The organism is Pseudomonas sp. (assembly GCF_033723075.1).
Taxonomy (GTDB): Bacteria; Pseudomonadota; Gammaproteobacteria; order Pseudomonadales; family Pseudomonadaceae; genus Aquipseudomonas.
Window position 1 is genome coordinate 166,908 of the sequence record NZ_JAWVXU010000007.1, and the last position, 22,090, is coordinate 188,997.

Consider the following 22,090-nt stretch of genomic DNA (forward strand, 5'->3'; position numbering starts at 1 on the left):
TGCAGACGCTGTTTTGGCTGTGTTCATGACAGGCCATTAGCACGGGAGAGGTCTGGCGCGGACGTGGTCCTATGCTCGCGTGGTAGACGCCTCAAGTATTTCGCCTTCGTCCTCGAAGGTTCGGCGGATGATGCCCAGCACGCAGGGCACGATCATGGAACCACCCAGGGCGAGCAGAACCCGAGCGCCGATCAGCATCGCGGGGGTCGGCGCGAAGGCCGCCAGCAGCGAGGCGAAACCGAATACGATCAACCCCGTAAGCAGAATGCGCCGGTTACCGACGCGGGCGGCCAGGGTCAGCGATGGCACGGCGATGTGCAGGATGGTCATGCCGATCACCACCGGCAGGAAAGCCAGCATGACGGCAAGCAGAATCAGCCAGCGCCGCGGAACAACGAGAAGCATGGGCATGAGGACTCAATGATCGTGTGCGGTTCGTGGCGCCGCTGGCGGTTCTAGTCAGGCGTGCCGACGGCGGCAATCGCCCCGGCGCTTCGGGCCTGCAGGCCACCACCGAGCGCTTTGTACAGCGCCACCGTGTTGACGATGTCTTCGCGTCTCAGCTCCAGCAGCGCCTGCCGGGCGGCGTACAGCTGGCGCTGGGCATCCAGTAGCTCCAGCCGGCCGTCGAATCCGGCCTGATAACGCAGGCTGGAAAGCGCCAGGCGGCGCTCCGCCGTACTCACCGCACGCAACTGCGCCTCGATCTGACGGTCGTACGTGGCCGTTCCCGCCAAGGCATCTGCCACCTCACGGAAAGCCGTCTGGATGGCGCGTTCGTACTGGGCAATCGCCTCGAACTTGCGCACCTCGGCCAGTCGCTGCTCGGCGCGCAGGCGCCCGCCCTGGAACAGCGGCTGGGAAATCTGTGGTGCGAAGCGCCAGACCTGCCCAGAAGGGTCGAACAGCCCGCCCAGCGATGTGCTGGCATAGCCGAACGATGCCGTGAGCGAAATCTGCGGGAAGAACGCTGCGCGCGCAGCACCGATATCGGCATTTGCCGCGATCAGCATCTGCTCGGCTTGCCGAAGATCGGGGCGCGTCAGCAGCAGATCCGCCGGCAACCCTGCCGGCAGACGAGCGACGACGGGCTGCCGTTCCAGCGGCAGCGCTGGCGGCAGGTCGCCGGGCAGGTCATCCCCGACCAGCAACTGCAACGCATTGCCGGCCTGTGCCTGTGCTCGTCGGCGAGCTTGCAGGTCGGCCTCTGCAAGCGCCACCTGGCCCTCGGCTTGAGCCACATCCAGATCGCTGTTCTGCTCGGCCTGCTTGAGCAGGCGAGCCAGCGCCAGGGATTGGCGCCAGTCCGTCAGCGTCCGTTCGGCCAGTTGCCGTTGTTCATCGGCCAGCTGCTGCGCGAAATAGGCCTCGGCTACAGCACCGACCAGTGCTATCTGCGCAGCCTCACGGCCATGCTCGCTGGCGAGGTAGCGTGCCAGCGCCGCATCGGAAAGCGCACGCACGCGCCCGAACAGGTCCAGCTCGAAGGCGCTGACGCCGACATTCAGCCCCACCTGCTGGCTCACCTCGCGGCTCGATCGAGCGGCGGAGTCCGTCGCCAAGGCTCGCTCCCGAGTCTGCGTCGCGTCGAGCGCCACCGACGGCAGGCGTCCAGCCTGCTGGATACGCGACATCGCCTGAGCCGCTTGCACATTCAGCGTGGCCAGACGCAGGTCGCGGTTGTTCTGCAAGGCAAGCGCTATCAGTTGCTGCAAACGTGGATCGCCGAACATCGTGCGCCAGCCCAGTTCACTGACGGGCGCTATCGGCTCACCCGCCGCTGCCGGGATGGCCTGCATCGGGAAGCTCGACGGCACGGGTGGTACCGGGCGTTGCAGCGAGGGTGTCAGCGAGCAGGCGGTCAGGCACCCGATCAGGAACAAAGGGACGAACAGTCGCATCTTTCAATTTTCCTGGGTCTTGGGCGAGGTGCCATTCGAGCGTTTCGCACGCCATGCTTCGAGGCGTTCCTGAGTACCGATCACGAACACGAAGAACACCGGCACGAAGAACACTGCCAGCAGCGTGCCGCTGAGCATGCCGCCGAACACGCCGGTGCCGATGGCATGCTGCGTTTCTGCACTGGCGCCCGAGGCGAGCATCAGCGGCACCACGCCGAGGGTGAAGGCCAGCGAGGTCATCAGGATCGGGCGCAGGCGCAGCCGCGCGGCCGTCACGGCAGCATCGATCAGGGTCTTGCCCTCGGCATGCAGCTGACGGGCGAACTCCACGATCAGGATGGCGTTCTTCGCCGACAGGCCGATGATGGTGATCATGCCGACCTTGAAGAACACATCATTGGGCAGGCCGCGCAGCATGACGGCCGCTACGGCGCCGAGCAGCCCCAGCGGCACCACCAGCATAACCGACAGCGGAATCGACCAGCTTTCGTACAGGGCCGCCAGAACCAGGAATACCACCAGCGCGGACAGCAGCATCAGCAGCGGGGCCTGCGCCGCCGACTGACGTTCCTGCAGCGACTGTCCGGTCCAGGCCACGGCGAAGCCTTGCGGCAACTGCGCCATCAGCCGCTCCATCTCCGCCATCGCAGCGCCACTGGAAACACCCGGCGCGGCACCACCGGCGATACGCACCGCCGGAAAGCCCTGAAAGCGCATCATCTGCTGGGGCGATTCGGTCCATACCGGGGTCACCACCTCGCGCAGCGGTACCATGCCTCCGGCGGCGTTGCGCACACGCAGGCCGAGCACATCGTCGAGCTGCATGCGCGCCGGTGCATCGGCCTGCAGGATGACCTGCTGCATGCGCCCGGCATTGGGAAAGTCATTGACGTAGAGCGATCCCATGGCCGCCGACAGCGTGCTGCTGACTGCGGCAAAAGACAGGCCCATGGCCTCGGTTTTCTGCCGATCGATCTCCAGGCGGATGCTTTCTCCGGGCGGCAGGCCATCGGGATAGACAGCGCTGACGACCTTGCTCTGCGCGGCCAACTCCAGCAGCTGCGCCTGCGCCGCCAGCAGTGCGGCTTCGCCGCGACTGGCACGGTCTTGCAGGAACAGGGTAAAGCCGGAAGAGGTTCCCAGCTCGTCGATAGCCGGCGGCATCATGGTCATCACCGTACCCTCGACCGTGTCGGCCATGGCTTGCTGGGCCAGCGCCGTCTCCTCGCTCGCCGTTGCACCGTTGCGCTGATCCCAGTCCTTGAGCATGGTGAAGGCCATGGCCGCATTGGGCCCAGACCCCGAGAAGCTGAACCCCTGGACCACCAGGTTCGCGTCAAGCGCCGGGCGGGACGCCACATGCGCCTCGAAGGCCTTGACCACATCGAGCGTACGCTCGCTGGTGGCACCGGTCGGCAACTGGATGGAGGTCATGAAGTAGCCCTGATCCTCTTCGGGCAGAAACGACGACGGCAGTTGTGCAGTTGCGAATGCCAGCACAACGCAGATCACCGCGAAGATCGCCATCATCCGCCCGCTGCGCCCGACCAGACGCGCCACCCGCGCGGCATAAGCGCCGGTCAGGCGCTCGAAGATACGATTGAATGCACCGAAGAAGCCGCGCTTGTCATGGTGGTCGGGGCTGACCGGGCGCAGCAGCGTGGCGCACAGCGCAGGCGTCAGGGTCAGCGCCAGGAAGGCCGAGAGCAGGATCGAGACGGCCATCGACAGGGTGAACTGCTGATAGATCACACCGACCGAACCGCTGCCGAAGGCCATGGGAATGAATACGGCCGTAAGCACCAGGGTGATGCCGATCACCGCGCCGGTGATTTCCTTCATCGCCCTGGACGTGGCTTCCCGAGGCGAAAGCCCCTGGGTCGCCATCAGCCGTTCGACGTTCTCCACCACCACGATGGCGTCGTCGACGATGATGCCGATTGCCAGCACCATACCGAACATGGTCAACGAATTGATCGAGAACCCGGCCAGCAGCATCACCGCGAAAGTACCCAGCAGCGCGATGGGGGCGACGATGGCCGGGATCAGGGTGTAGCGCATGTTCTGCAGGAACAGGTACATCACCAGAAATACCAGCACCATGGCTTCGAGCAGGGTGTAAATCACCTTTTCGATAGAGACCTTGACGAACGGCGCGGTGTCGAACGGGACCGAGTACGCCATGCCCGTCGGCATACTGGGAGCCAGTTCGGCCAGTCGATCACGCACGGCCTGGGCGGTGCGCACCGCGTTGGCACCGGGCGAGAGCTGGATGGCGGCACTGGTCGCCGCCACGCCGTTCTCGCGGTTGGAGAAGGCATAGGACTGCGCGCCCAGCTCGACCCGCGCCACGTCACCGACCACCACCTTCGAGCCATCGGCAGCGGCGCGCAACACAATGGCCGCGAACTGTTCCGGCGTCGACAGTTGCCCTTCGACGGTCAGCGGCACGGTCAGGCGCTGGCCCGGCAACGCCGGCTCGTCGCCGACACGGCCCGGTGCAATCTGCGCGTTCTGCTGCTCGATGGCCTGGGCCAGTTCGTTCATGCTCAGGCCATAGCCGGTGAGCTTGGCCGGATCGACCCAGATGCGCATCGCCTGTTCGGCACCGAACAGCTGCACACGGCCAACGCCTTCGATACGGCGCAGTTCCTGAACGATATTGCGCGACAGGTAGTCGTTCAGGGCCACCTCGTCATGCTGGCCGTTGGGCGAGGTCATGCCGACCATCATCAGGAAGCCGGACGCGGCGGACTCCACCTGCAGGCCGTTCTGCCGTACAGCCTGCGGCAGGCGTGATTCGACTGCCTTGATGCGGTTCTGCACGTCGACCTGGGCCAGATCGGGATCGGTACCAGGCTTGAAGGTAGCGGTGATCTGGGCCGTCCCCGAGGTGTCGACCGAGGACTCGAAATACAGCAGGTGCTTGACCCCCGACAGCTCGCGCTCGACCAGGCTCACCACCGAGTCGTTGAGGGTCTGCGGGGTGGCACCCGGATAGGTGGCGTAGAGGCTCACCGAAGGCGGCGCCACCGAGGGGTAACGGGCAATCGGCAACTGTGGAATGGCGATGACGCCGAACAGTACGATGAACAGGGCAATTACCCAGGCGAATACCGGTCGGTTGATGAAAAACTGGGGCATGCTTGGTTCTCCGACCTCAGCGCGCAGCTGCGCTCAGGCGTTCGGTGGTGGTAGTGGGTTGCCAGGTGCGCGCAGCGACCTGCGCGTCTTCTGTCAGGCGCTCGCTGCCCTCGATCACGACCTGCTGCCCAACGCTGAGCCCGGATGCGATGCGGTAGCGACGACCCACCAGCTCCCCCACCTCAATGGCGACCCGCTTCGCGAGCTTGTGCTCATCCACCACCCACACGCTCGCCTGCCCACCCGTGCGGATGACGGCCTGCTGGGGCACGGCCAGCGCCGCCGGGTAATGCGCGCGCGGGATGCGCGCCTGGACATACATACCCGGCAACAGGTGGCGCTGGGGGTTATCGACCAGAATGCGCAGCAGCACATCGCCGGTGCCGGCATCTACATCGATGCCGGAGAACAGAATGCGACCGCTCATCCCGGAGGGCTTTCCGTCGCCGTTGAGGATGTCCACGGCCAGCCCCGGCCCGGATGGCTGGACCTGATGACCCAAAGCCTGACGCAGCGGCTCCAGCGCCGCTGCCGACTGGCGTACATCGACATACACCTGGTCGATCTGCTGGATCCTGGCCAGCGGTGAGCTGTCGGTGGGCGACACCAGGGCACCTTCACTCACCAGGGCCTGATCGATGCGCCCGGAGATTGGTGCTTCGACGCTGGCGAACTGCAGATCCAGCTGTCGACGTGCCAGCGTCGCTTTGGCCTGCGCCACATCGGCTGCGGCCTGATCGCGCAAAGAGGTGGCGTCGTCATACACCTGACGGCTGACGGCTTCAGCCTGCATCAGCGGCTCGAGCCGGCCAGCCCGGATGCGCGCACGGGCCAATGCGGCCACGGCCCTCTGCAACGCGGCTGCAGCGCTGTCGACCTCGGCTTTGAACGGCGCGGGATTGATCTGGAACAGCGCCGCTCCTGCCTTGATTTCGGCACCCTGATCGAACAGCCGCTGCTGCACGATGCCACCTATCTGCGCACGGATCTCGGCTGTGCGCACGGCTGCGACGCGCCCTGGCAGGTCTTCGTTGACCGTGAGCTCGATTGGCTCGAGCGTCATTACCGAAACCTGAGCCAGCGGCGCGGTGTCCTCGATCTGCTCCGCCGGACCGCAGCCGGCCAGAATGAGAACTGCAAGCCCGATCCACACAGCGCGCCGCTGCCCTTGTTGAAAACGCATAGCTAAATTACCTCGCTGGATGATCTACCGCCGCGCGAAACGGTCGGAAGCTCAGAAACGCGAGTCTCTCCTGAAACAGTCGGGATTCATTCGAGGTTTTGTGGAGATAATGTGGAGATCGAAATTAAAGGAGGAACCCCATGACCTTGCGCGCAGCAGACTTGAGTTCGTCCATGCGATCCAACCAGGCGTCCATGTCGCAAGCGCTGATCCTCATTGCCGAAGACGAAGCTGAAATCGCCGAGATACTGGCCGCTTATCTGGAGCGCAGCGGGTTGCGCACGGTCCACGCCGTGGATGGGCACGACGCCCTGGCGAAACACCAGAGCCTCAAGCCCGATCTGCTGTTACTCGACGTGCAGATGCCACGCATGGACGGCTGGCAGGTGCTCAGCGAGATTCGCCATCGCGGTGAAACACCGGTCATCATGCTCACCGCACTCGACCAGGACATCGACAAATTGGTGGGATTGCGCATCGGCGCAGACGACTATGTGGTCAAACCCTTCAATCCAGCCGAGGTCGTCGCGCGGGTTATGGCGGTGTTGCGGCGCGTGAAGGCAACGGGGGCCGACGGCGCACGTCTGCTGCGTGTCGGCGCGTTCCAGATCGACCTGGACAACCATGAAGCCAGCGTAGATGTCGATGGCCAGCACCGCGTACTCGAGCTGACCCTTACGGAGTTCAAGATTCTGACCAGCCTCATGCGTTCGCCCAGGCGCGTGTTCAGCCGTGCCGAGTTGCTTTTCTCCTGTTTACCCGAGGGCGACACGCAGGAACGGACGGTGGACAGCCACATCAGCAAGCTGCGCAAGAAACTGGAGAGTCTGGGGATTCACAGTGTCCCGGCAAGTGTACGGGGCGTCGGATATCGTTTCGGAGGTGACGCGTGAGCCAGTCGCCTGGGTTGCGCAGGCAGATCATTCGGTCCTTGAGCGTGATGGCCCTGGGCATCATCCTGCTCTCAATAGTCGGCACCTACGTTTTCTATGCGCTCATCTCCAAGTACCTGCCTGGCAGCATCTCCGAAACCTGGGTGCCGTCACGTGTCGAGTTGACCTGGATCCTGGGCACCACAATCGCCTCACTGATCATGGCTGGCTACGTGGCGATCAGGCTCTCGCGCCGCATTCTTACCCCCTTGAACTCCGTCGTTCACAACCTGCGCGAAGTTGCGCAAGGCAACCTGCAGGCTCGCGCAACCCTGGATGAGCATGCGCAGGGCGAGACGGCCCAACTGGTGCGCGACTTCAACACCATGGCCGAACGTTTGCAGAGCGTGACCCGTGAGCAGGAGTTCTGGAACGCTGCCGTCGCCCATGAACTGCGCACACCTGTCACAATTCTGCGCGGGCGCCTGCAGGGATTGGTGGAAGGGGTTTTCGCCCCCACCAGCGAGATGTTCGATGGGTTGCTGCGCCAGGTGGAGGGGCTCAGCCGACTGATCGAGGATCTGCGTGTGCTAAGCCTCAACGAAAGCGGCCACCTGGAGTTGGATCTGGCACCAACCAATCTGGCGCAGGAAATCTCGATTGTCGTTCACGCGTTCGCCAGCAGCCTGCAAACCCGAGGCTTTAACCTCCAGGTCGAGGTGGGCGAGCAAACGCAAGTCGTGTGCGACGCATTTCGTATTCGCCAGGCGCTCATGGCGTTGCTGGAGAATGCGCTGAAATATGCCGAACCCGGGGTGTTGCGCGTGAACGCCGGCGTCTCGGGCGGTGTCTGTCATGTGAGCGTCGAGGACAACGGGCCCGGTATCGCGCCGGACATCGCCGGCCAGGTATTCGAGGCGTTTCGCCGTGGCGACCCGTCGAGATCCCGGAGCAGCGGCGGCAGCGGCCTGGGCTTGGCTGTGGTCAAGGCCATCACCGAGGCTCATGGTGGCCAAGCGGTTTGCCGGCCTTCTGGTTCCGGAGGAACTGCATTCGTTCTCCATTGGCCCGTTCCGCGGTGATATCTCGCAGCTCCTCGCAGGCCGAGGCCAGAGCCCGAAAATACGCGCGCAGTCGGCACGGCCGCCAAAGTTGAGGAAGCTTGCAATGAGGGGGAGTCCATATTCGGCCGCTTGAAAGTGTTCACGACACTTGGGGCTATTCACTTAACCCAGCACCATCACGCCTTTGGGCGCTCCCCCAACGAGGTATAGCCGGGCCACTGGCGTAACAGGGTGTCGACGAACTTCTCGGCTGCTGGGGATAGTGACGAACCGTGGCGCCGTACCAGACCGAGCGTACGGCTGATGACCGGGTCAACCAGAGGTAGCTGAACCAGGATCGGGTGATCCTCGGCCGGCATGGCCAGGCTAGGCAGCGCCGCGACTCCGAGGCCGGCCTCGACCATGCCCAGCGAGGTCGACAGGTGTTGTACCTCGTAGAACCAGCTGGGCCGCCAGTCCAGATTGGCCAGGCCATGATCCAGTAACACACGGTTGCCGCTCAGGCGTCCGACGCCGATCAGGCGGTAATCACTGAGTTCGCGCCAGGCCACTTGCGGCTGGTTGGCCAGTGGATGGTCGCGGCGGCAGGCCAGCACAAAGGGCTCGTTGACCAGGGGGGTGAAGTCGATCTCAGCGCTCTGACCACTGAGCATGTTGATGCCGAAATCCGCTTCGCCACGCAGCACCGCTTCCAGCCCCTCGTGAGCGCTCAAATCGAGAATGCGGATGCGGATCTTCGGGTACTGGCGATTGAACTCGCGGATCACCGTCGGCAGGAAGTAGAAGGCCGCGGTGGGAATACAGGCCAGCGTCACTTGCCCCGACTGTCGCTCGGCCAACTCCTGAATTCCCAGGATCGACCGTTCGAAATCATCCAGCAGGCGTTGCGCCTTGGGCAGAAAGTCGCGCCCAACCGCAGTCAGGCTGACGCGGCGGGTGGTTCTATCGAGCAACTGGGTGCCCAGCCCCTCCTCCAGCTTCTGCATACGCCTGGTCAGCGCGGGTTGTGACAGGTGAATGGCAGTGGCCGCTTCATGAAAACTGCCCAACTCGGCGATTTTCACGAAGGCGCGTAGGTCCTGAAGCTCGTAATTCATGCGTCACCATTATCAATTCACGGCAGTTATTGCCTGTTGCTTATCGACTTATAAGAGTCGGCCCTTGAATTTTCTGGGATCTCAGCGATCCGCAAGGTATTGCGACAACATTAATGCGTATAAAGCAATAAAAGCAACGATATATGCAATTTACAAATCAAAGTTAGCCGCTCAATATTTGTCTCACGCAACAAACAACAGCTTTATTGCAGCGGAGACATCATGCAAGCCATTCCTTGCGTTCTTATGCGTGGCGGTACCTCCAGAGGTCCTGTGTTCCTCGCCAACCACCTGCCGAGCGATCCCGCCCAACGCGATGAGCTTCTGCTGAAAATCATGGGCTCGGGTCATGAGCTGGAGATCGACGGGATCGGCGGAGGCAGTGCCCAGACCAGCAAGGTCGCGATCGTCAGCACTTCCAGCCACCCGGATGCGGATGTCGACTACCTGTTCGTTCAGGTGATGGTGACCCAGCGCCGCGTCGACACGGCACCGAACTGCGGCAACATGCTCTGCGCCATCGGCCCATTCGCCATCGAGCATGGCCTGGTCAATGCCGCGACACCGGTCACCCGGGTGCGCATCCGCAACGTCAACACCAATACCCTGATCGACTCGGAAGTGCTGACGCCCAACGGCCGGGTGCGTTATGAGGGTGACACTTACATCGATGGCGTGCCCGGTAGTGCGGCGCCGATCAAGCTGACATTCCTCGATGCCGCCGGGGCCAAAACCGGTCGTCTGCTACCCACCGGGCAGGTGCGCGATTGCTTCGATGGGGTCGAGGTGACCTGCATCGACATGGCCATGCCGATGGTGATGATGCATGCCGCCTCGCTGGGCAAGACCGGCTACGAAAGCCCCGCCGAACTGGATGCCGACAGCGAGTTGCTGGCGCGTCTGGAGAGCATTCGCTTGCAGGCTGGACGAGCTATGGGACTTGGCGACGTGTCGCAGATGGTCATTCCCAAGCCGGTGCTGTTGTCCTCGCCGCGTAACGGCGGCTCGCTCAACACCCGCTACTTCATGCCGCACAACTGCCACCGTTCCCTGGCCGCCACGGGCGCCATCGGTCTGGCCAGTGCCTGTGCTCTGCCGGGAAGCGTGGCCCACGACCTGGCGCCGGTCAACGGCGCCACTCTGGTCAGACTCGAGCATGCCGGCGGGCAAATCGAGGTCTCGCTGGAGCCGGCCGCTGACGATTCGCCGGAAACCATGCGCGCCTCGCTAATCCGCACCGCGCGCCGCTTGTTCACCGGTGACGTGTACGTGCCCAGCACACGCCGATAAACGCGAGCCACTCAAAGGCGGCGGCTGACGCCTGACCTGATTACCACAGACTCGACCCAGCCTTGGCGGGGTCATAACCCGCAACGGAGAGTATCGATGCGTCCCAATAAAAATAAGATCACCCTCGGACAGACCGCGGCGCTTACCGCCAGCCTGATTTTTCCGCTCAGCGCCATGGCCCTGGACACCAGCGGTCACTCCCTGGAACTGAAGGCGCGCGGCATTCACTTCGATCGCGATTTCGAAACCGACAGCAACGACCGCACGCAATCGGCGCTTGGCCTGCAACTCAACTACGAGTCGCCATACTTCGCCGACGTGATCGGCGTCGGCGTCTCCGGATACAGCGTCAACAAGCTGGATAACAGCGGCAAAAACACTTCCGACGTGCTTTCGCTCGACAACAACGGCGAGCTGCATGACTCCTTCGGTCAGGTCGCCCAGGCCTTCGTCAAACTCAAGTACCAGGACCTGGCCACCGCCAAACTTGGCCGCCAGTTGCACAAGTCCATGCTGCTTTCCAGCTCGGGCAGCCGCGCTGTGCCGAACACCTTCTCGGGCGGCAGTTTCCAGCTCACGCCGCTCAAGGGTCTGAGCCTGTACGGGGCGCGCTATAACGAGTGGTCGTCGCGCTCGGACAGTTCCTTCGAGGAATTCAAGACCGACAACTCCGCCGATGGCGCCATCGACTACATCGACAGCCTGGGCGCCAGCTATGTGGCCGGCCCCTTCAGCATCAACCTGGAACACCTGCGGGCCCAGGACTTCCTGAAGAAGACCGGCCTGGTCGCCTCGTACAACTTCAAACTGGCCGATCAGTCCAGCCTCAAGCTGACCGGCGGCATCCACACCTCCAGCGATGACGGCAAGCTCTTCGTCACCGGCTCCGAAAGCGCCGAACTGGACGACGAGGACGTGCCGGGAGCGATCAACGCCGTGACAACCAGCGACAACGACGGCCAAGGCATTTATCTTGCCGCCAACTGGAAGCTGGGCAACGTGGAGCTGGGCGCCGCAGTGGCGAAGTTCGACGGCGCCTGGATCGAGGACAACTTCGCCGGAGATCACGGTACTAACCCCTTCCCAACCGGCGGGGTGCTGGCCGACTTCAGCAACAACGACGAAAAAGTCTGGATGCTCTCCGCCGGCTACGACTGGCAAGACCATGTGAAGGGCCTGAAGACCGTTGTCAGCTACAAGGACGGCAGCGATGCGAAGAACAGCGCCAACGCCGCCCTCGGCGAAGCGGACGAGAACGAACTCGCCTTCGACCTGACCTATCAGGTCCCCGTGATCAAGGGTCTGGCGGTTCGCTACACCTATCTCGATTACCACTCGGCCAAGACCGGCCGCCTGGATGGCGTGAAGGAGGACGATACCGACCACCGTTTCTACGTCGACTACAGCTATCGCTTCTTCTGATCGAGACCGCCTGGAATCAGGCCCTGGCTGGGAGCCGACGGAAGTCACTTGACTCCCAGCCCAATCGTGGCGTGCTGGTAATACTGCGCCCAACTCCTGCAAACAAATCCAAAAACAGGACCGCAACCATGAAAGCAATCACCCTCAGCAAGCTCCTGCCCCTCGCCTGCCCCTCGCCTGCGCCTTGATCCTGAGCAGCGTTCACGCTCAAGCCGGCGAGCCGTCGCGTCCCGAGTGCATCGCCCCGAGCAAGCCCGGCGGTGGTTTCGACATGACCTGCAAGCTGGCCCAGGCCGGCCTCAAGGATCACCACCTGCTCGACTCACCGATGCGCGTCACCTACATGCCCGGCGGCATCGGTGCGGTGGCCTATAACGCCATCGCGGCCAACCGCCGTGACGAGTCCGGCACCCTTATCGCCTTCTCCGGCGCCTCGCTGCTCAATCTGGCCCTGGGCAAGTACGGTCGCTACGACGAAAACGCGGTTCAGTGGCTCACCACCATCGGCACCGACTACGGCACCCTGGCAGTGCGCGAGGACTCGCCGTTCAAGAGCCTCGAAGATGTGATCCAGGCGCTGAAGAAAGACCCCAAGAGCATTACCGTCGGTGGCGGTGGCAGCATCGGAGGCCAGGGCTGGGCCAAGATTGCCCTGCTGGCCAAGGCGGCGGGCGTCGATCCCCGCGAACTGCGCTATGCGGCCTTCGAAGGTGGCTCCGAGCATTACATGGCATTGATGGGCAAGCACGTCGACCTGGTGACCGGCAGTGCCAGTGAAATCCGCGCGCAACGCGGCAACAAGATCCGCGCGCTGGTGGTCTACAGCGAGGAACGCCTGCCGGGCGAACTGGCAGACGTCCCCACCGCCAAAGAACAAGGCTATGACATTCAATGGCCGCTGATCCGCGGCTATTACATGGGCCCTGAGGTCAAGCAGGAAGACCTCGACTGGTGGAAAGCGGCCTTTGCCAACTTGCAAAGCTCGGAAGAGTTCCAGCAGTACCTGCAAGATCGCGATGTGCTCCCGCTGAATGTCACTGGCCAAGCGTTGAACGACCTGGTGAAAAAGCAGGTTGAGGATTATCGCAAGCTGGGCGAAGAGTTTGGCCTGGTCGCCGAGTAAATCCATCGACGGTGTGGGTTGCCGCTGTGGGCAGCCCAGCCAGGAGCAGAATGATGCACGATCGTATTTTTGCAGGCGTTAACCTGCTGATCTGTGTGGCTTTGATAGCGTTGGCCTGGGGCTATCAGGCCCCCTTCGCTTACGAGCCCGTGGGGCCACGTGCCTATCCCTTGCTGTTGTTATCACTGCTTGTACTGGGTGCGCTTTACCAAGTGTTAAAGCCAGCCAAACAGACCGAGTCCAGGGAAGAGCCGCCGCTGAATCGTCAGGTAATCCGCAAGATCGCGCTCTGTATCGCGGCGATGTTGGCCTATGCGGCTTTGTTCGAGGTGCTCGGTTTCATCCTCAGCAGCGCGCTGTTCGCGGTCGCCATGGCTTATCTGTACGACGCAACCCGCGTACAGAGCACTGTCGGCGGCATAGTGATCGCCGTTGGGCTCTATCTGCTGTTCGACTATGGCCTCGATGTGCCTCTGCCACTCGGCATGCTCGCGAAACTGGGGAGCTGACCTATGGACACTATTCATTATCTGGGCCTCGGCTTCGGCGTGGCCCTGACACCCTACAACCTGATTACGGCTTTTTGCGGCACCCTGATTGGCACTATCGTCGGCCTGCTGCCTGGTTTAGGGCCAGTCAACGGCGTCGCCCTGTTGATCCCGATTGCCTTCGCCCTCGGCCTGCCGCCGGAAACCGCCTTGATTCTGCTCGCGGCGGTCTATCTGGGCTGCGAATATGGCGGACGAATTTCCTCGATCCTGCTGAATATTCCCGGCGAAGCCTCGGCTGTGATGACCACCCTCGATGGCTACCCTTTGGCCCAACAGGGCAAGGCCGGTATCGCCCTGTCGATTTCGGCCTGGAGCTCGTTTATCGGCGGCACCATCGCGACTATCGGCGTGGTGCTGTTCGCGCCCCTGCTGGCTAAATGGGCCGTGGCCTTTGGGCCGGCGGAGTATTTCGTGTTGATGGTGTTCGCGATTACCTGCCTGGCCGGCATGGCCGACAACAAACCGCTGAAAACCGCCATGGCTGCGTTCATCGGCCTGGCCCTGTCCTGTGTCGGCATCGATGCCAACAGCGGCGTGTATCGCTTCACCTTCGGCAGCCTGGGTTTGGCCGACGGCATTCAGTTCATCGTCCTGGTGCTCGGGTTGTTCAGCATCAGCGAAATCCTGGTGCTGCTGGAAAGAACCCACCATGGTCACAAGGCGGTTAAAACCACCGGACGCATGCTGTTCAACCTCAAGGAAGGTGCCTTCGTACTGGCCACCAACCTGCGCAGTGGTGTGATCGGTTTCGTCCTGGGCGTGTTGCCGGGCGCCGGAGCGACCCTGGCCAGCGCAGTGGCTTACATGTCCGAGAAGCGCATGGCGAGCAAGGACAACCAGTTCGGCAAGGGTGACCTGCGCGGCCTGGCCGCCCCGGAGACCGCCAACAGCGGCGCGGCTTGTGGCTCCATGGTGCCGATGCTGACCCTTGGCGTACCCGGCTCCGGCACCACCGCGGTGATGCTCGGCGCGCTGACGCTGTACAACATCACGCCAGGGCCGATGCTGTTTCAGAACCAGCCCGAAGTGGTCTGGGGCCTGATCGCCTCGTTGTTCGTCGCCAACGTCATGCTGCTGGTGATGAACGTGCCGATGGTGCGCATCTTCACCCGCATCCTCGCAGTGCCGACCTGGGCGCTGGTACCGGCAATTGCCATCATCACCTCGATTGGCGTGTATGCGGTGCATTCGACCACCTTCGATCTGTTCCTGATGATCGGCATCGGAGTGTGCGGCTACATCCTGCGCAAGCTGGACTACTCGCTGTCTGCAGTGCTGCTGGGCTTCATTCTCGGCGGCGTGATGGAAGACAACCTGCGTCGAGCGCTTTCGCTGTCCAATGGCGAGCTGGACATCCTCTGGGGCAGCCCGATTACCCTGGCCGTCTGGGCGCTGGTAGGGCTGATGGTGGCCTATCCGATCTTCCGTGCGGTGCGCGCACGCAAGAGCGCAAAACTGCAAATCGCCAGCTGATCCCTTCCCTGTCTCAGTGAGGACATCGAGGGCGATCCTATCGCCCTTGATGACATCAACATGCATATCGTAATTCCCGACGACTACCAGCACGTAATCCGTTCGCTCGACTGCTTCTCCCTGCTCGACGGCCATCAGGTCAGCATTTATCACGACGTACAAAAGAGCCCGAACGTGCTGGCGCAACGCTTTCGCGACGCCGACGCCCTGGTACTGACCCGCGAACGGACAAACATCGGCGCGCAGTTATTAGCCCAGCTGCCAAGGCTCAAGCTGATCAGTCAAACCGGCAAGGCGGGCGTGCATATCGACCTGGAAGCCTGCAGCCTGCAGGGTGTCACCGTACTAGAGGGGCGCGGTTCGCCGATTGCACCAGCCGAGTTGACCTGGGCGCTGATTCTCAACGCCCGGCGCCAACTGATACCGGCGATCCAGGGTCTGTACGCGGGACACTGGCAAACCAATCTCGGTGAGCGCCTGTACGGCCAGACCTTGGGTATCTGGGGTTACGGGCGGATCGGCCAACGCCTGGCGCGCTATGCCCGGGCCTTCGAGATGCCCGTGCTGGTCTGGGGTAGCGAGGCGTCGAGGGACGCGGCGGTACGCGACGGGCATCGAGCCGCGAGCTGCAAGCAAGTCTTCTTCAGCGAAGTCGATGTGCTGAGTCTCAATCTGCGCCTGACCGAGAGCACCCGGCATGTGGTCAACGTCGACGATCTGCTGCAGATGAAACCCAGCGCACTGTTGGTCAACACCAGCCGCGCGGAACTGCTCGCGCCAGGCGCCCTGCTCGAGGCTTTGAGCACCGGGCGACCCGGCTATGCGGCGCTGGATGTACTGGATGACGAGCCGATTCTGGACGAAGCGCACCCGCTGCTCAATCACCCGAGAGTCCTCTGCACCCCGCACCTGGGCTACACCGAGAGGCACAGTTATGAACTGTATTTCGGCGATGCGTTTGCCAACGTGCAGACCTTCTTTCGCGGTGATCCTTGTCAGCTGGTCAAGCCGGCGACAGCGCAACAGCGACTGCCCGATCCGGTCACGAAGTAGCGGGCGGACCTTCTGAATAGGGGTGTGGCGGGAAACATCAAGCCAAAGCTGCGGACGTGAGACCGACAGAACACCCTGTTTTTGTCGCCATTGGCTCCGATGGGTGGGGATGGTCGGCACTGCCGCTTGGCTCGAAGCCGAGAACGCCGTGCGGCAGCAAGGGCTGGAAGTCTGGGCTGTATTGGATATTCACCAGACCACTGAATAAAGCTTGGCTATAATCCGCTCCTTTCAGAACGTCAGAAGGAACCGCCCATGAACAAAGCTGAACTGATTGAAGCCATCGCTGCATCGACTGACCTGCCCAAGGCCACTGCTGGCCGCGCCCTGGATGCCATCACCGGCGCCATCTCTTCTGCCCTGCAAAATGGCGAAAGCGTCAGCCTCGTGGGTTTCGGCACCTTCGCGGTGAAGGCACGCGCTGCACGCGATGGACGCAACCCGCAAACCGGCGCCACGATCAAGATCGCAGCAGCCAAGCTGCCCGGCTTCAAAGCCGGCAAGACGCTGAAAGATGCGGTGAACTGAGCCCGTCGCAGAACGACGAAAGGGCCTGATTCAGGCCCTTTTTGCATATACGCACGCCACTCAGGCCTGACTCATGTGCCGCTCCAGCAACTCTCGGCGTTGCTTGGCCTCGACGGACAAGGCCGTGGTGGGACTCAGCAACAGCCGCTGCAGGCCGATCGGTTCGCCGGTCTCGTCACACCAGCCATAACTGCCATCGTCGACCCGCGCCAAGGCTTGCTGGAATGCAGGAAGCGTCCTGCGGTCGCGATCGATCATGTGCAGCAGCGTCATGCGCTCCTCTTCGATAGAGGCAACATCCGCCACATCGATCGGCCGTTCCAGCTCGGCCAGACGCGCCTTGCCGCTTTCGACACGTTCGTTGCACTCCTCCAACTGGGCGAGCAGTAGCGCCTTGAAAAATAGCAACTGAGCCTCGTTCATGTAGTCGGACTCAGGGGCCGAAAGTAGTTCGTCTCGTGTCATGCCATGCATCCTCTTCCCCATCTGATCCGCTTTCTGGATAGCTGAGCCCATGCTCATCTCGCCGCTCCAGCGCCTAATGGGCCAATTATCCAACATTGATCGTCATCGGAGCCAGCCAGAATGGCTCTTCACCCAGCCACGGCTGCCGCCCTTTATCCGTCCCCAAGCCAGATTGATAGCGAAATAGAACCCATCTTCCGCAGGCCGACCGGTATTGCGGCGGTGCTCTCCAACATCGAAACCCTGGTAATTCACCTGGGCGGACGAGGCGTTCAAGCGTGCGGCGCATAGCTGATGCCATTGCCCTCCCCCCACTGACCTTGCTGAGTCAGAGGGTGGCTAACACTAGTTCGGACATGACGACTTCGCTTTCTGGCGGCCCTTAATAGAAGCAGCCTTTGCCCACCTGCCAATCCATCCCCCGGCGTCACTGAAAATCCCGACTCCGCACATCCAGTCCAACCAACAGCGGCGTCAGGTCGCTCAGACGCCCCGCAATCAGATGACGCACGCCGTCCTTGGACTCCAGGTGGCCATCCACTCGTAACAATTGCGAGCCGACCAATACCCGCCGCTGACGCTCGGCGAGGTCGTGCCAAACCACCACATTGACCATGCCGTACTCGTCCTCCAGGGTGACGAAGATCACCCCGCTGGCGGTCTGCGGCCGCTGCCGACCGGTCACCAGGCCGGCCACGCTGATCGTGCGCCCATGCTCGACGGTGAGCAGATCGCGCGAGCTGCGGCAGCGTTGGGCCTTGAGCTGACAGCGCAGCATGGCCAGTGGATGCGGACCCAGGGTGGTACCGACGGTGGCGTAATCGGTATGCAGATCCTCGCCCACCGTCGGCAATGGTAGCGCCACCCGGGCCTCCTCCCGCGCCGGCAGGTTGGCGAACAACGGCGGCTGCACCTCGACGCCGGCCACCGCCCAGCGGGCGCTGTGGCGATGCCCGGCCAGGCCGAGCAAGGCACCGCAATCGGCCAACAGCTCACGCGCCCGGGCATCGAGCACGGCGCGGTAGCAGAGGTCGGCGACATCGGCGAAGGGCCGCTCACGCCGGGAGTCTTCGATGCGCCGAGCATCCTCTTCGCGGAACCCGCGCACCAGGCGCAGGCCCAGACGAATGGCCAAGGTCCCCTCCTCGTCTGGCTCCAGCGAGCAATCCCACTCGCTGTGGCCAACGTCCAGCGGGCGCACTTCGATGTCGTGACGGCGCGCGTCCTGTAGCACCTGGTCGGGGCTGTAGAAGCCCATCGGCCAACTGTTGATCAGCGCGCAGGCGTAGATGGCCGGCTCGTGGCATTTCAGCCAGCAACTGGCATAGGTCAGCAAGGCGAAGCTGGCCGCGTGGGACTCCGGAAAACCATAGCTGCCAAAGCCCTTGATCTGCTCGAAGATGCGCGCGGTGAAGTCCGCCGTGTAACCCTTTGCGAGCATGCGTTCGGTCAGCCGCTGGCGATGCGGTTCCAGGCCGCCGTGGCGCTTCCAGGCAGCCATGGAGCGCCGCAACTCATCGGCCTCGCCCGGCGTGTAGTCGGCGGCGACTATCGCCAGCTGCATGACCTGCTCCTGGAACAGCGGAACCCCTAGGGTGCGCTTGAATACGACCTCGAGTTCCGCGGAGGGATAGACGACCGCCTCCTCGCCGTTACGGCGGCGCAGGTAGGGATGAACCATGTCCCCCTGGATCGGCCCGGGGCGGACGATGGCGACCTGAATCACCAGGTCGTAGAAAGTCTGCGGCCGCAGGCGCGGCAGCATCGCCATCTGCGCGCGCGATTCGATCTGGAACACGCCGATGGTGTCGGCGCGGCTGATCATTGCGTAGGTGGCGGGGTCTTCCGCAGGCAGGGTTGCCAGGGTCCAGCGCTGACCACGATGACGCTCGATCAGGTCGAAGCTGCGCCGCAACGCACTGAGCATGCCGAGGGCGAGGATGTCGACCTTGAGCAGACCGACCAGGTCGAGGTCGTCCTTGTCCCACTGGATGATGGTGCGCTCGGCCATGGCCGCGTTCTCCACCGGCACCAGGGTATCCAGCGGTTGCTCGGAGATGACGAAGCCGCCCGGGTGCTGCGAGAGGTGGCGGGGAAAGCCGATAAGCTCGCCGGTCAGCGCCAGTACCCGGCGCAATACCGGGCTGTCCGGATCGAAGCCGGCTTCACGTAGCCGCTCGAGCGGCGGCGCCTTATCACTCCAGCGGCCACAACAATCAGCCAGAGCATTGATCTGGTCCGGCGGCAGGCCGAGGGCCTTGGCGATATCGCGCACCGCGCCGGCGCCGTGATAGGTGCTGGCGACTGCGGTAAGCGCCGCCCTGCCCCGGCCATAGCGCCGGAATACGTACTGCAGCACTTCCTCGCGCCGTTCGTGCTCGAAGTCCACATCGATATCCGGCGGCTCGTTGCGCTCCTTGGAGAGGAAACGCTCGAACAGCATGTTCATGCGCCCCGGGTCGATTTCGGTGATGCCCAGGACGTAGCACACCGTCGAGTTGGCCGCCGAGCCGCGACCCTGGCAGAGAATGCTCTGGGTGCGGGCGAACTGGACGATATCGTGCACAGTGAGGAAATAGCTCTCATACCCCAGCTCGGCGATCAGCCCCAACTCCATTTCAGCCTGTTCGCGGCACTTCGCCGGTATGCCCTTGGGCCAACGCCAACGCATGCCCTGCTCGGTCAGCTCGCGCAGCCAGGTGGTCGGCGTATGGCCTTCAGGCACCAGCTCGCGGGGGTACTGGTAACGCAACTGGCCGAGGTCGAAGGTGCAGCGCACGGCGATACGCAGCGTCTCGGCCAGCAGCTCCGGCGGGTAGAGTTCGGCCAGCGCCTGACGCGAACGCAAATGCCGTTCGCCATTGGCGAACAGCCGCTGACCGGCGTCGGCCACCGTGCAGTGGTGACGGATGGCGGTCATGCAGTCCTGCAGGGCGCGGCGGCCCCGGGCATGCATGTGCACATCGCCGCTTGCCACCATCGGTATGCCCAGCGCGGCGGCCAGCGCCTGCAGGCGTGTCAGGCGCTGCGCATCGTCCGCGCCATGGTGCAGTTCCACCGCCAGCCACAGGCGCTCGCCGAAAAGGCTGTGCAGCCACTGTCCTGGTACCGGATCAGGCGTCTCGTCGGCGATCCATAACGCCAGCAACCCCTCCAGCGGCGCGCTGAAATCCTCGCGCAGCAGACGGTATTCACCCTTCGCCGCGCGCCTCCGCGCCAGGGTAATGAGCCGGCACAGGCGCTGATAACCGGCGAGGTTCTCGACCAGCAGCACCAGCCTTGGGCCGTCTTCGATACGCATCTCGCTGCCGACGATCAGCGGCAGCTCGCAGATCTTGGCGGCCTGCCAGGCACGCACGATACCGGCCAGGGTGCACTCGTCGGTGATCGCCAAGGCCCGGTAACCGTGGCGCTTGGCCCGCTCGAACAGCTCGCGAGCGCTGGAGGCGCCACGCTGGAAGCTGAAGTTGGACAGGCAGTGCAGCTCGGCGTAATCACTGTTCATGCGAACCAGCCCTGCAACATCAACGGCCCGCTTTCGCCGATAGGACGATAGGCCCAGGCACGTTGCCCGGAGCGGGTTTCGATCAGGTAGTAGTCGCGGCGCACGTCGCCACCGTCCCACCAGCCGGATTCGATGCGTTCGGGGCCAGCCAGGATGCGCGCAGCAGATTCGCGCAGCGGCATGGGTCGGCGCAACAACCAGCCCGGGCGTGGCGGGCCTTGCAGGATAGGTCCTGGCTTGCCATCGCCGGCCGCCTGCCAGGCGTGCTCGGGACGATGGTCGGCCTGGGCGACGAGGCCCTGCACCGCCTCGTCGCCCAGGCGGGCGCGCAACCGCTCGCGCAGTTGCTCCCAGGGCAGCGATTGCTGGGGGCGCTCGTCGAACAGCTCGCGGTGTTCCGGTATGAAGGCCGGCAGGTCGCGCGCCAGCAGGCGCATCCCACGTACCGGCGCGACCACCTGCAGCTGTTCCAGGCGACCGCGCGCCAGCTCGAAGAGCATGGCCGGGTCGCGCTCGGCACTCAGCAGGCCGACCTGGATGATGCTGTCCGCGGCATCCGCATGCTGCAGGTGCAGGGCAAAGCGCTGCACGCCGCTGTCGCGTCCGCCAAGAAAGGCGGCCAGGTCGGCGGTCAGTCGGCGCAACGGGAACAGCAATGGCTGATGCGACTCGACCTCGAAGTTCAGCTCGATGCGCCCATCGAACCGGTCCGGCGGCACGTAACAGTCCAGGGCCAGCGCACGCTCGCCGAGCAAGATGTCCAGATGCTGTTGCACCTGAGCCGGGAAGCGCCGCGCCAAGGTGTCGCGCGGTAGCGCCAGCACCTGACTCAGGGTGCGCAGGCCCATACGGGCAAAGGCCGTGGCCACCTCGCGGGCGAGGCCAATGCGTTCGACGGGCATCCTGCCCAGCGTTTCGCGCATGTCCTCGTCGTTGGCGATGGCCAGACCGTCATGGGCGTTGGCCAGGATCCGTGCGGCCAGCGGATTCGGCGCGGCGACGATGCGGTGGCGAAAACCCAAGGCTGTCAATTCCTCGCGCAGGCGCGCCTCGAAACGGGGCCAGGGGCCGAACAGCGCCAGACTGGATCCGATTTCCAGCAGCAGGGTGCGCGGGTAGCCCAGGCTGACCTGGGAACTGAAACGATAGCCCCAGGCCGCGAGGAACCGCTGCCAGCGTTCGATCTCCTCGGGGGCGTACTCGACCAGGGTGAAGTCGTGGGTCAGCGCATGGGCCGCGGTCAGCGATTGCCCGGCGCGCAGGCCGAGCGCACGTGCCGCCGGGTTGACCGTTTGCAGCACCCGGCGCTGCGCCGTGCCGGTGACCAGCGCCAGCGGTGCGTCGGGATCGCTGCAACGACGCAGCACGCCATCCAGTGCCAGTTGCGGCAGCAATACACAAGCCCAGCGCATGCTTACC

16 protein-coding genes and 1 pseudogene are annotated in these 22,090 nt (G+C 63.6%); 9 read left to right on the forward strand and 8 right to left on the reverse strand.

From position 1 onward, the window contains the following. Positions 1 to 99 precede the first annotated feature (99 nt). From R3355_RS10735 to R3355_RS10750, 4 genes and pseudogenes are all read right to left on the reverse strand, one after another. A pseudogene (locus R3355_RS10735) lies at positions 100 to 405 on the reverse strand (MFS transporter); the annotation flags it as partial. Positions 406 to 455: 50 nt separating this feature from the next. Continuing rightward, positions 456 to 1,901, reverse strand: a complete 1,446-nt coding sequence (locus tag R3355_RS10740; RefSeq protein ID WP_318961180.1) for an efflux transporter outer membrane subunit — start codon at positions 1,899 to 1,901, stop codon at positions 456 to 458. A 3-nt stretch (positions 1,902 to 1,904) separates the two neighbouring features. Next, the gene (locus R3355_RS10745) at positions 1,905 to 5,045 is read right to left on the reverse strand and encodes a multidrug efflux RND transporter permease subunit (protein ID WP_318961181.1); all 3,141 of its coding nucleotides are present in this window, start codon (positions 5,043 to 5,045) and stop codon (positions 1,905 to 1,907) included. Between the two features lie 16 nt (positions 5,046 to 5,061). Further along, positions 5,062 to 6,108, reverse strand: a complete 1,047-nt coding sequence (locus R3355_RS10750) for an efflux RND transporter periplasmic adaptor subunit (protein ID WP_318961182.1) — start codon at positions 6,106 to 6,108, stop codon at positions 5,062 to 5,064. A 260-nt stretch (positions 6,109 to 6,368) separates the two neighbouring features. Here R3355_RS10750 and R3355_RS10755 point away from each other — a divergent pair, with 260 nt between their 5' ends. Both R3355_RS10755 and R3355_RS10760 read left to right on the forward strand, forming a co-directional pair. Next, positions 6,369 to 7,121 (forward strand): response regulator, encoded by a 753-nt coding sequence (locus tag R3355_RS10755; protein WP_318961183.1) that lies wholly within the window; start codon positions 6,369 to 6,371, stop codon positions 7,119 to 7,121. A gap of 47 nt (positions 7,122 to 7,168) precedes the next feature. After that, positions 7,169 to 8,182 carry an ATP-binding protein gene (locus tag R3355_RS10760; RefSeq protein WP_413243499.1) on the forward strand — a complete coding sequence of 338 codons (1,014 nt, stop codon included), beginning with the start codon at positions 7,169 to 7,171 and terminating at the stop codon, positions 8,180 to 8,182. Between the two features lie 158 nt (positions 8,183 to 8,340). On the opposite strand, the gene R3355_RS10765 is transcribed toward R3355_RS10760, so the two are convergent. Continuing rightward, complete coding sequence (locus R3355_RS10765; protein WP_318949914.1) at positions 8,341 to 9,261, reverse strand: LysR family transcriptional regulator; 921 nt, start codon at positions 9,259 to 9,261, stop codon at positions 8,341 to 8,343. Positions 9,262 to 9,483: 222 nt separating this feature from the next. On the opposite strand from R3355_RS10765, the gene R3355_RS10770 reads away from it, so the two are divergent. The 7 genes from R3355_RS10770 (at position 9,484) to R3355_RS10800 (ending at position 16,701) form a co-directional block, all read left to right on the forward strand. Next, entirely contained in the window at positions 9,484 to 10,551 is a 1,068-nt protein-coding gene (locus tag R3355_RS10770; RefSeq protein WP_318949916.1) for a 4-oxalomesaconate tautomerase, read from the forward strand. A gap of 96 nt (positions 10,552 to 10,647) precedes the next feature. After that, positions 10,648 to 11,973: an OprD family outer membrane porin gene (locus R3355_RS10775; RefSeq protein WP_318961185.1), complete on the forward strand. Its 1,326-nt coding sequence runs from the start codon at positions 10,648 to 10,650 to the stop codon at positions 11,971 to 11,973. 184 nt (positions 11,974 to 12,157) lie between these two features. Further along, a complete protein-coding gene (locus R3355_RS10780; RefSeq protein WP_318961186.1) occupies positions 12,158 to 13,096 on the forward strand; it encodes a Bug family tripartite tricarboxylate transporter substrate binding protein in 939 nt (312 codons plus the stop codon). Between the two features lie 50 nt (positions 13,097 to 13,146). Continuing rightward, entirely contained in the window at positions 13,147 to 13,605 is a 459-nt protein-coding gene (locus R3355_RS10785; RefSeq protein ID WP_318961187.1) for a tripartite tricarboxylate transporter TctB family protein, read from the forward strand. A gap of 3 nt (positions 13,606 to 13,608) precedes the next feature. Further along, positions 13,609 to 15,120 carry a tripartite tricarboxylate transporter permease gene (locus R3355_RS10790; protein ID WP_318961188.1) on the forward strand — a complete coding sequence of 504 codons (1,512 nt, stop codon included), beginning with the start codon at positions 13,609 to 13,611 and terminating at the stop codon, positions 15,118 to 15,120. Positions 15,121 to 15,180: 60 nt separating this feature from the next. Next, positions 15,181 to 16,173 (forward strand): D-2-hydroxyacid dehydrogenase family protein, encoded by a 993-nt coding sequence (locus R3355_RS10795; RefSeq protein WP_318961189.1) that lies wholly within the window; start codon positions 15,181 to 15,183, stop codon positions 16,171 to 16,173. Positions 16,174 to 16,377: 204 nt separating this feature from the next. Then, a complete protein-coding gene (locus R3355_RS10800; protein WP_315852823.1) occupies positions 16,378 to 16,701 on the forward strand; it encodes an HU family DNA-binding protein in 324 nt (107 codons plus the stop codon). Between the two features lie 60 nt (positions 16,702 to 16,761). On the opposite strand, the gene R3355_RS10805 is transcribed toward R3355_RS10800, so the two are convergent. The 3 genes from R3355_RS10805 to R3355_RS10815 all read right to left on the reverse strand — a co-directional run bounded on the left by R3355_RS10805 (position 16,762) and on the right by R3355_RS10815 (position 22,083). Continuing rightward, positions 16,762 to 17,166 carry a TraR/DksA family transcriptional regulator gene (locus tag R3355_RS10805; RefSeq protein WP_318961190.1) on the reverse strand — a complete coding sequence of 135 codons (405 nt, stop codon included), beginning with the start codon at positions 17,164 to 17,166 and terminating at the stop codon, positions 16,762 to 16,764. A gap of 427 nt (positions 17,167 to 17,593) precedes the next feature. Continuing rightward, on the reverse strand, positions 17,594 to 20,671 hold the full coding sequence (locus R3355_RS10810) for an error-prone DNA polymerase (protein ID WP_318961191.1): 3,078 nt from the start codon (positions 20,669 to 20,671) through the stop codon (positions 17,594 to 17,596). Further along, positions 20,668 to 22,083 (reverse strand): DNA polymerase Y family protein, encoded by a 1,416-nt coding sequence (locus R3355_RS10815; protein WP_318961192.1) that lies wholly within the window; start codon positions 22,081 to 22,083, stop codon positions 20,668 to 20,670. The genes R3355_RS10810 and R3355_RS10815 overlap by 4 nt, the downstream gene beginning before the upstream one ends. Positions 22,084 to 22,090 lie beyond the last annotated feature (7 nt).

What these genes read in the sequence shown, in the direction of transcription:
- R3355_RS10740 (WP_318961180.1), bottom strand. Translation starts at nt 1,901, where the DNA reads ATGCGACTGTTCGTCCCTTTGTTCCTGATCGGGTGCCTGACCGCCTGC.
- R3355_RS10745 (WP_318961181.1), bottom strand. Translation starts at nt 5,045, where the DNA reads ATGCCCCAGTTTTTCATCAACCGACCGGTATTCGCCTGGGTAATTGCC.
- R3355_RS10750 (WP_318961182.1), bottom strand. Translation starts at nt 6,108, where the DNA reads ATGACGCTCGAGCCAATCGAGCTCACGGTCAACGAAGACCTGCCAGGG.
- R3355_RS10755 (WP_318961183.1), top strand. Translation starts at nt 6,369, where the DNA reads ATGACCTTGCGCGCAGCAGACTTGAGTTCGTCCATGCGATCCAACCAG.
- R3355_RS10760 (WP_413243499.1), top strand. Translation starts at nt 7,169, where the DNA reads ATGGCCCTGGGCATCATCCTGCTCTCAATAGTCGGCACCTACGTTTTC.
- R3355_RS10765 (WP_318949914.1), bottom strand. Translation starts at nt 9,261, where the DNA reads ATGAATTACGAGCTTCAGGACCTACGCGCCTTCGTGAAAATCGCCGAG.
- R3355_RS10770 (WP_318949916.1), top strand. Translation starts at nt 9,484, where the DNA reads ATGCAAGCCATTCCTTGCGTTCTTATGCGTGGCGGTACCTCCAGAGGT.
- R3355_RS10775 (WP_318961185.1), top strand. Translation starts at nt 10,648, where the DNA reads ATGCGTCCCAATAAAAATAAGATCACCCTCGGACAGACCGCGGCGCTT.
- R3355_RS10785 (WP_318961187.1), top strand. Translation starts at nt 13,147, where the DNA reads ATGATGCACGATCGTATTTTTGCAGGCGTTAACCTGCTGATCTGTGTG.
- R3355_RS10790 (WP_318961188.1), top strand. Translation starts at nt 13,609, where the DNA reads ATGGACACTATTCATTATCTGGGCCTCGGCTTCGGCGTGGCCCTGACA.
- R3355_RS10795 (WP_318961189.1), top strand. Translation starts at nt 15,181, where the DNA reads ATGCATATCGTAATTCCCGACGACTACCAGCACGTAATCCGTTCGCTC.
- R3355_RS10805 (WP_318961190.1), bottom strand. Translation starts at nt 17,166, where the DNA reads ATGACACGAGACGAACTACTTTCGGCCCCTGAGTCCGACTACATGAAC.
- R3355_RS10810 (WP_318961191.1), bottom strand. Translation starts at nt 20,671, where the DNA reads ATGAACAGTGATTACGCCGAGCTGCACTGCCTGTCCAACTTCAGCTTC.
- R3355_RS10815 (WP_318961192.1), bottom strand. Translation starts at nt 22,083, where the DNA reads ATGCGCTGGGCTTGTGTATTGCTGCCGCAACTGGCACTGGATGGCGTG.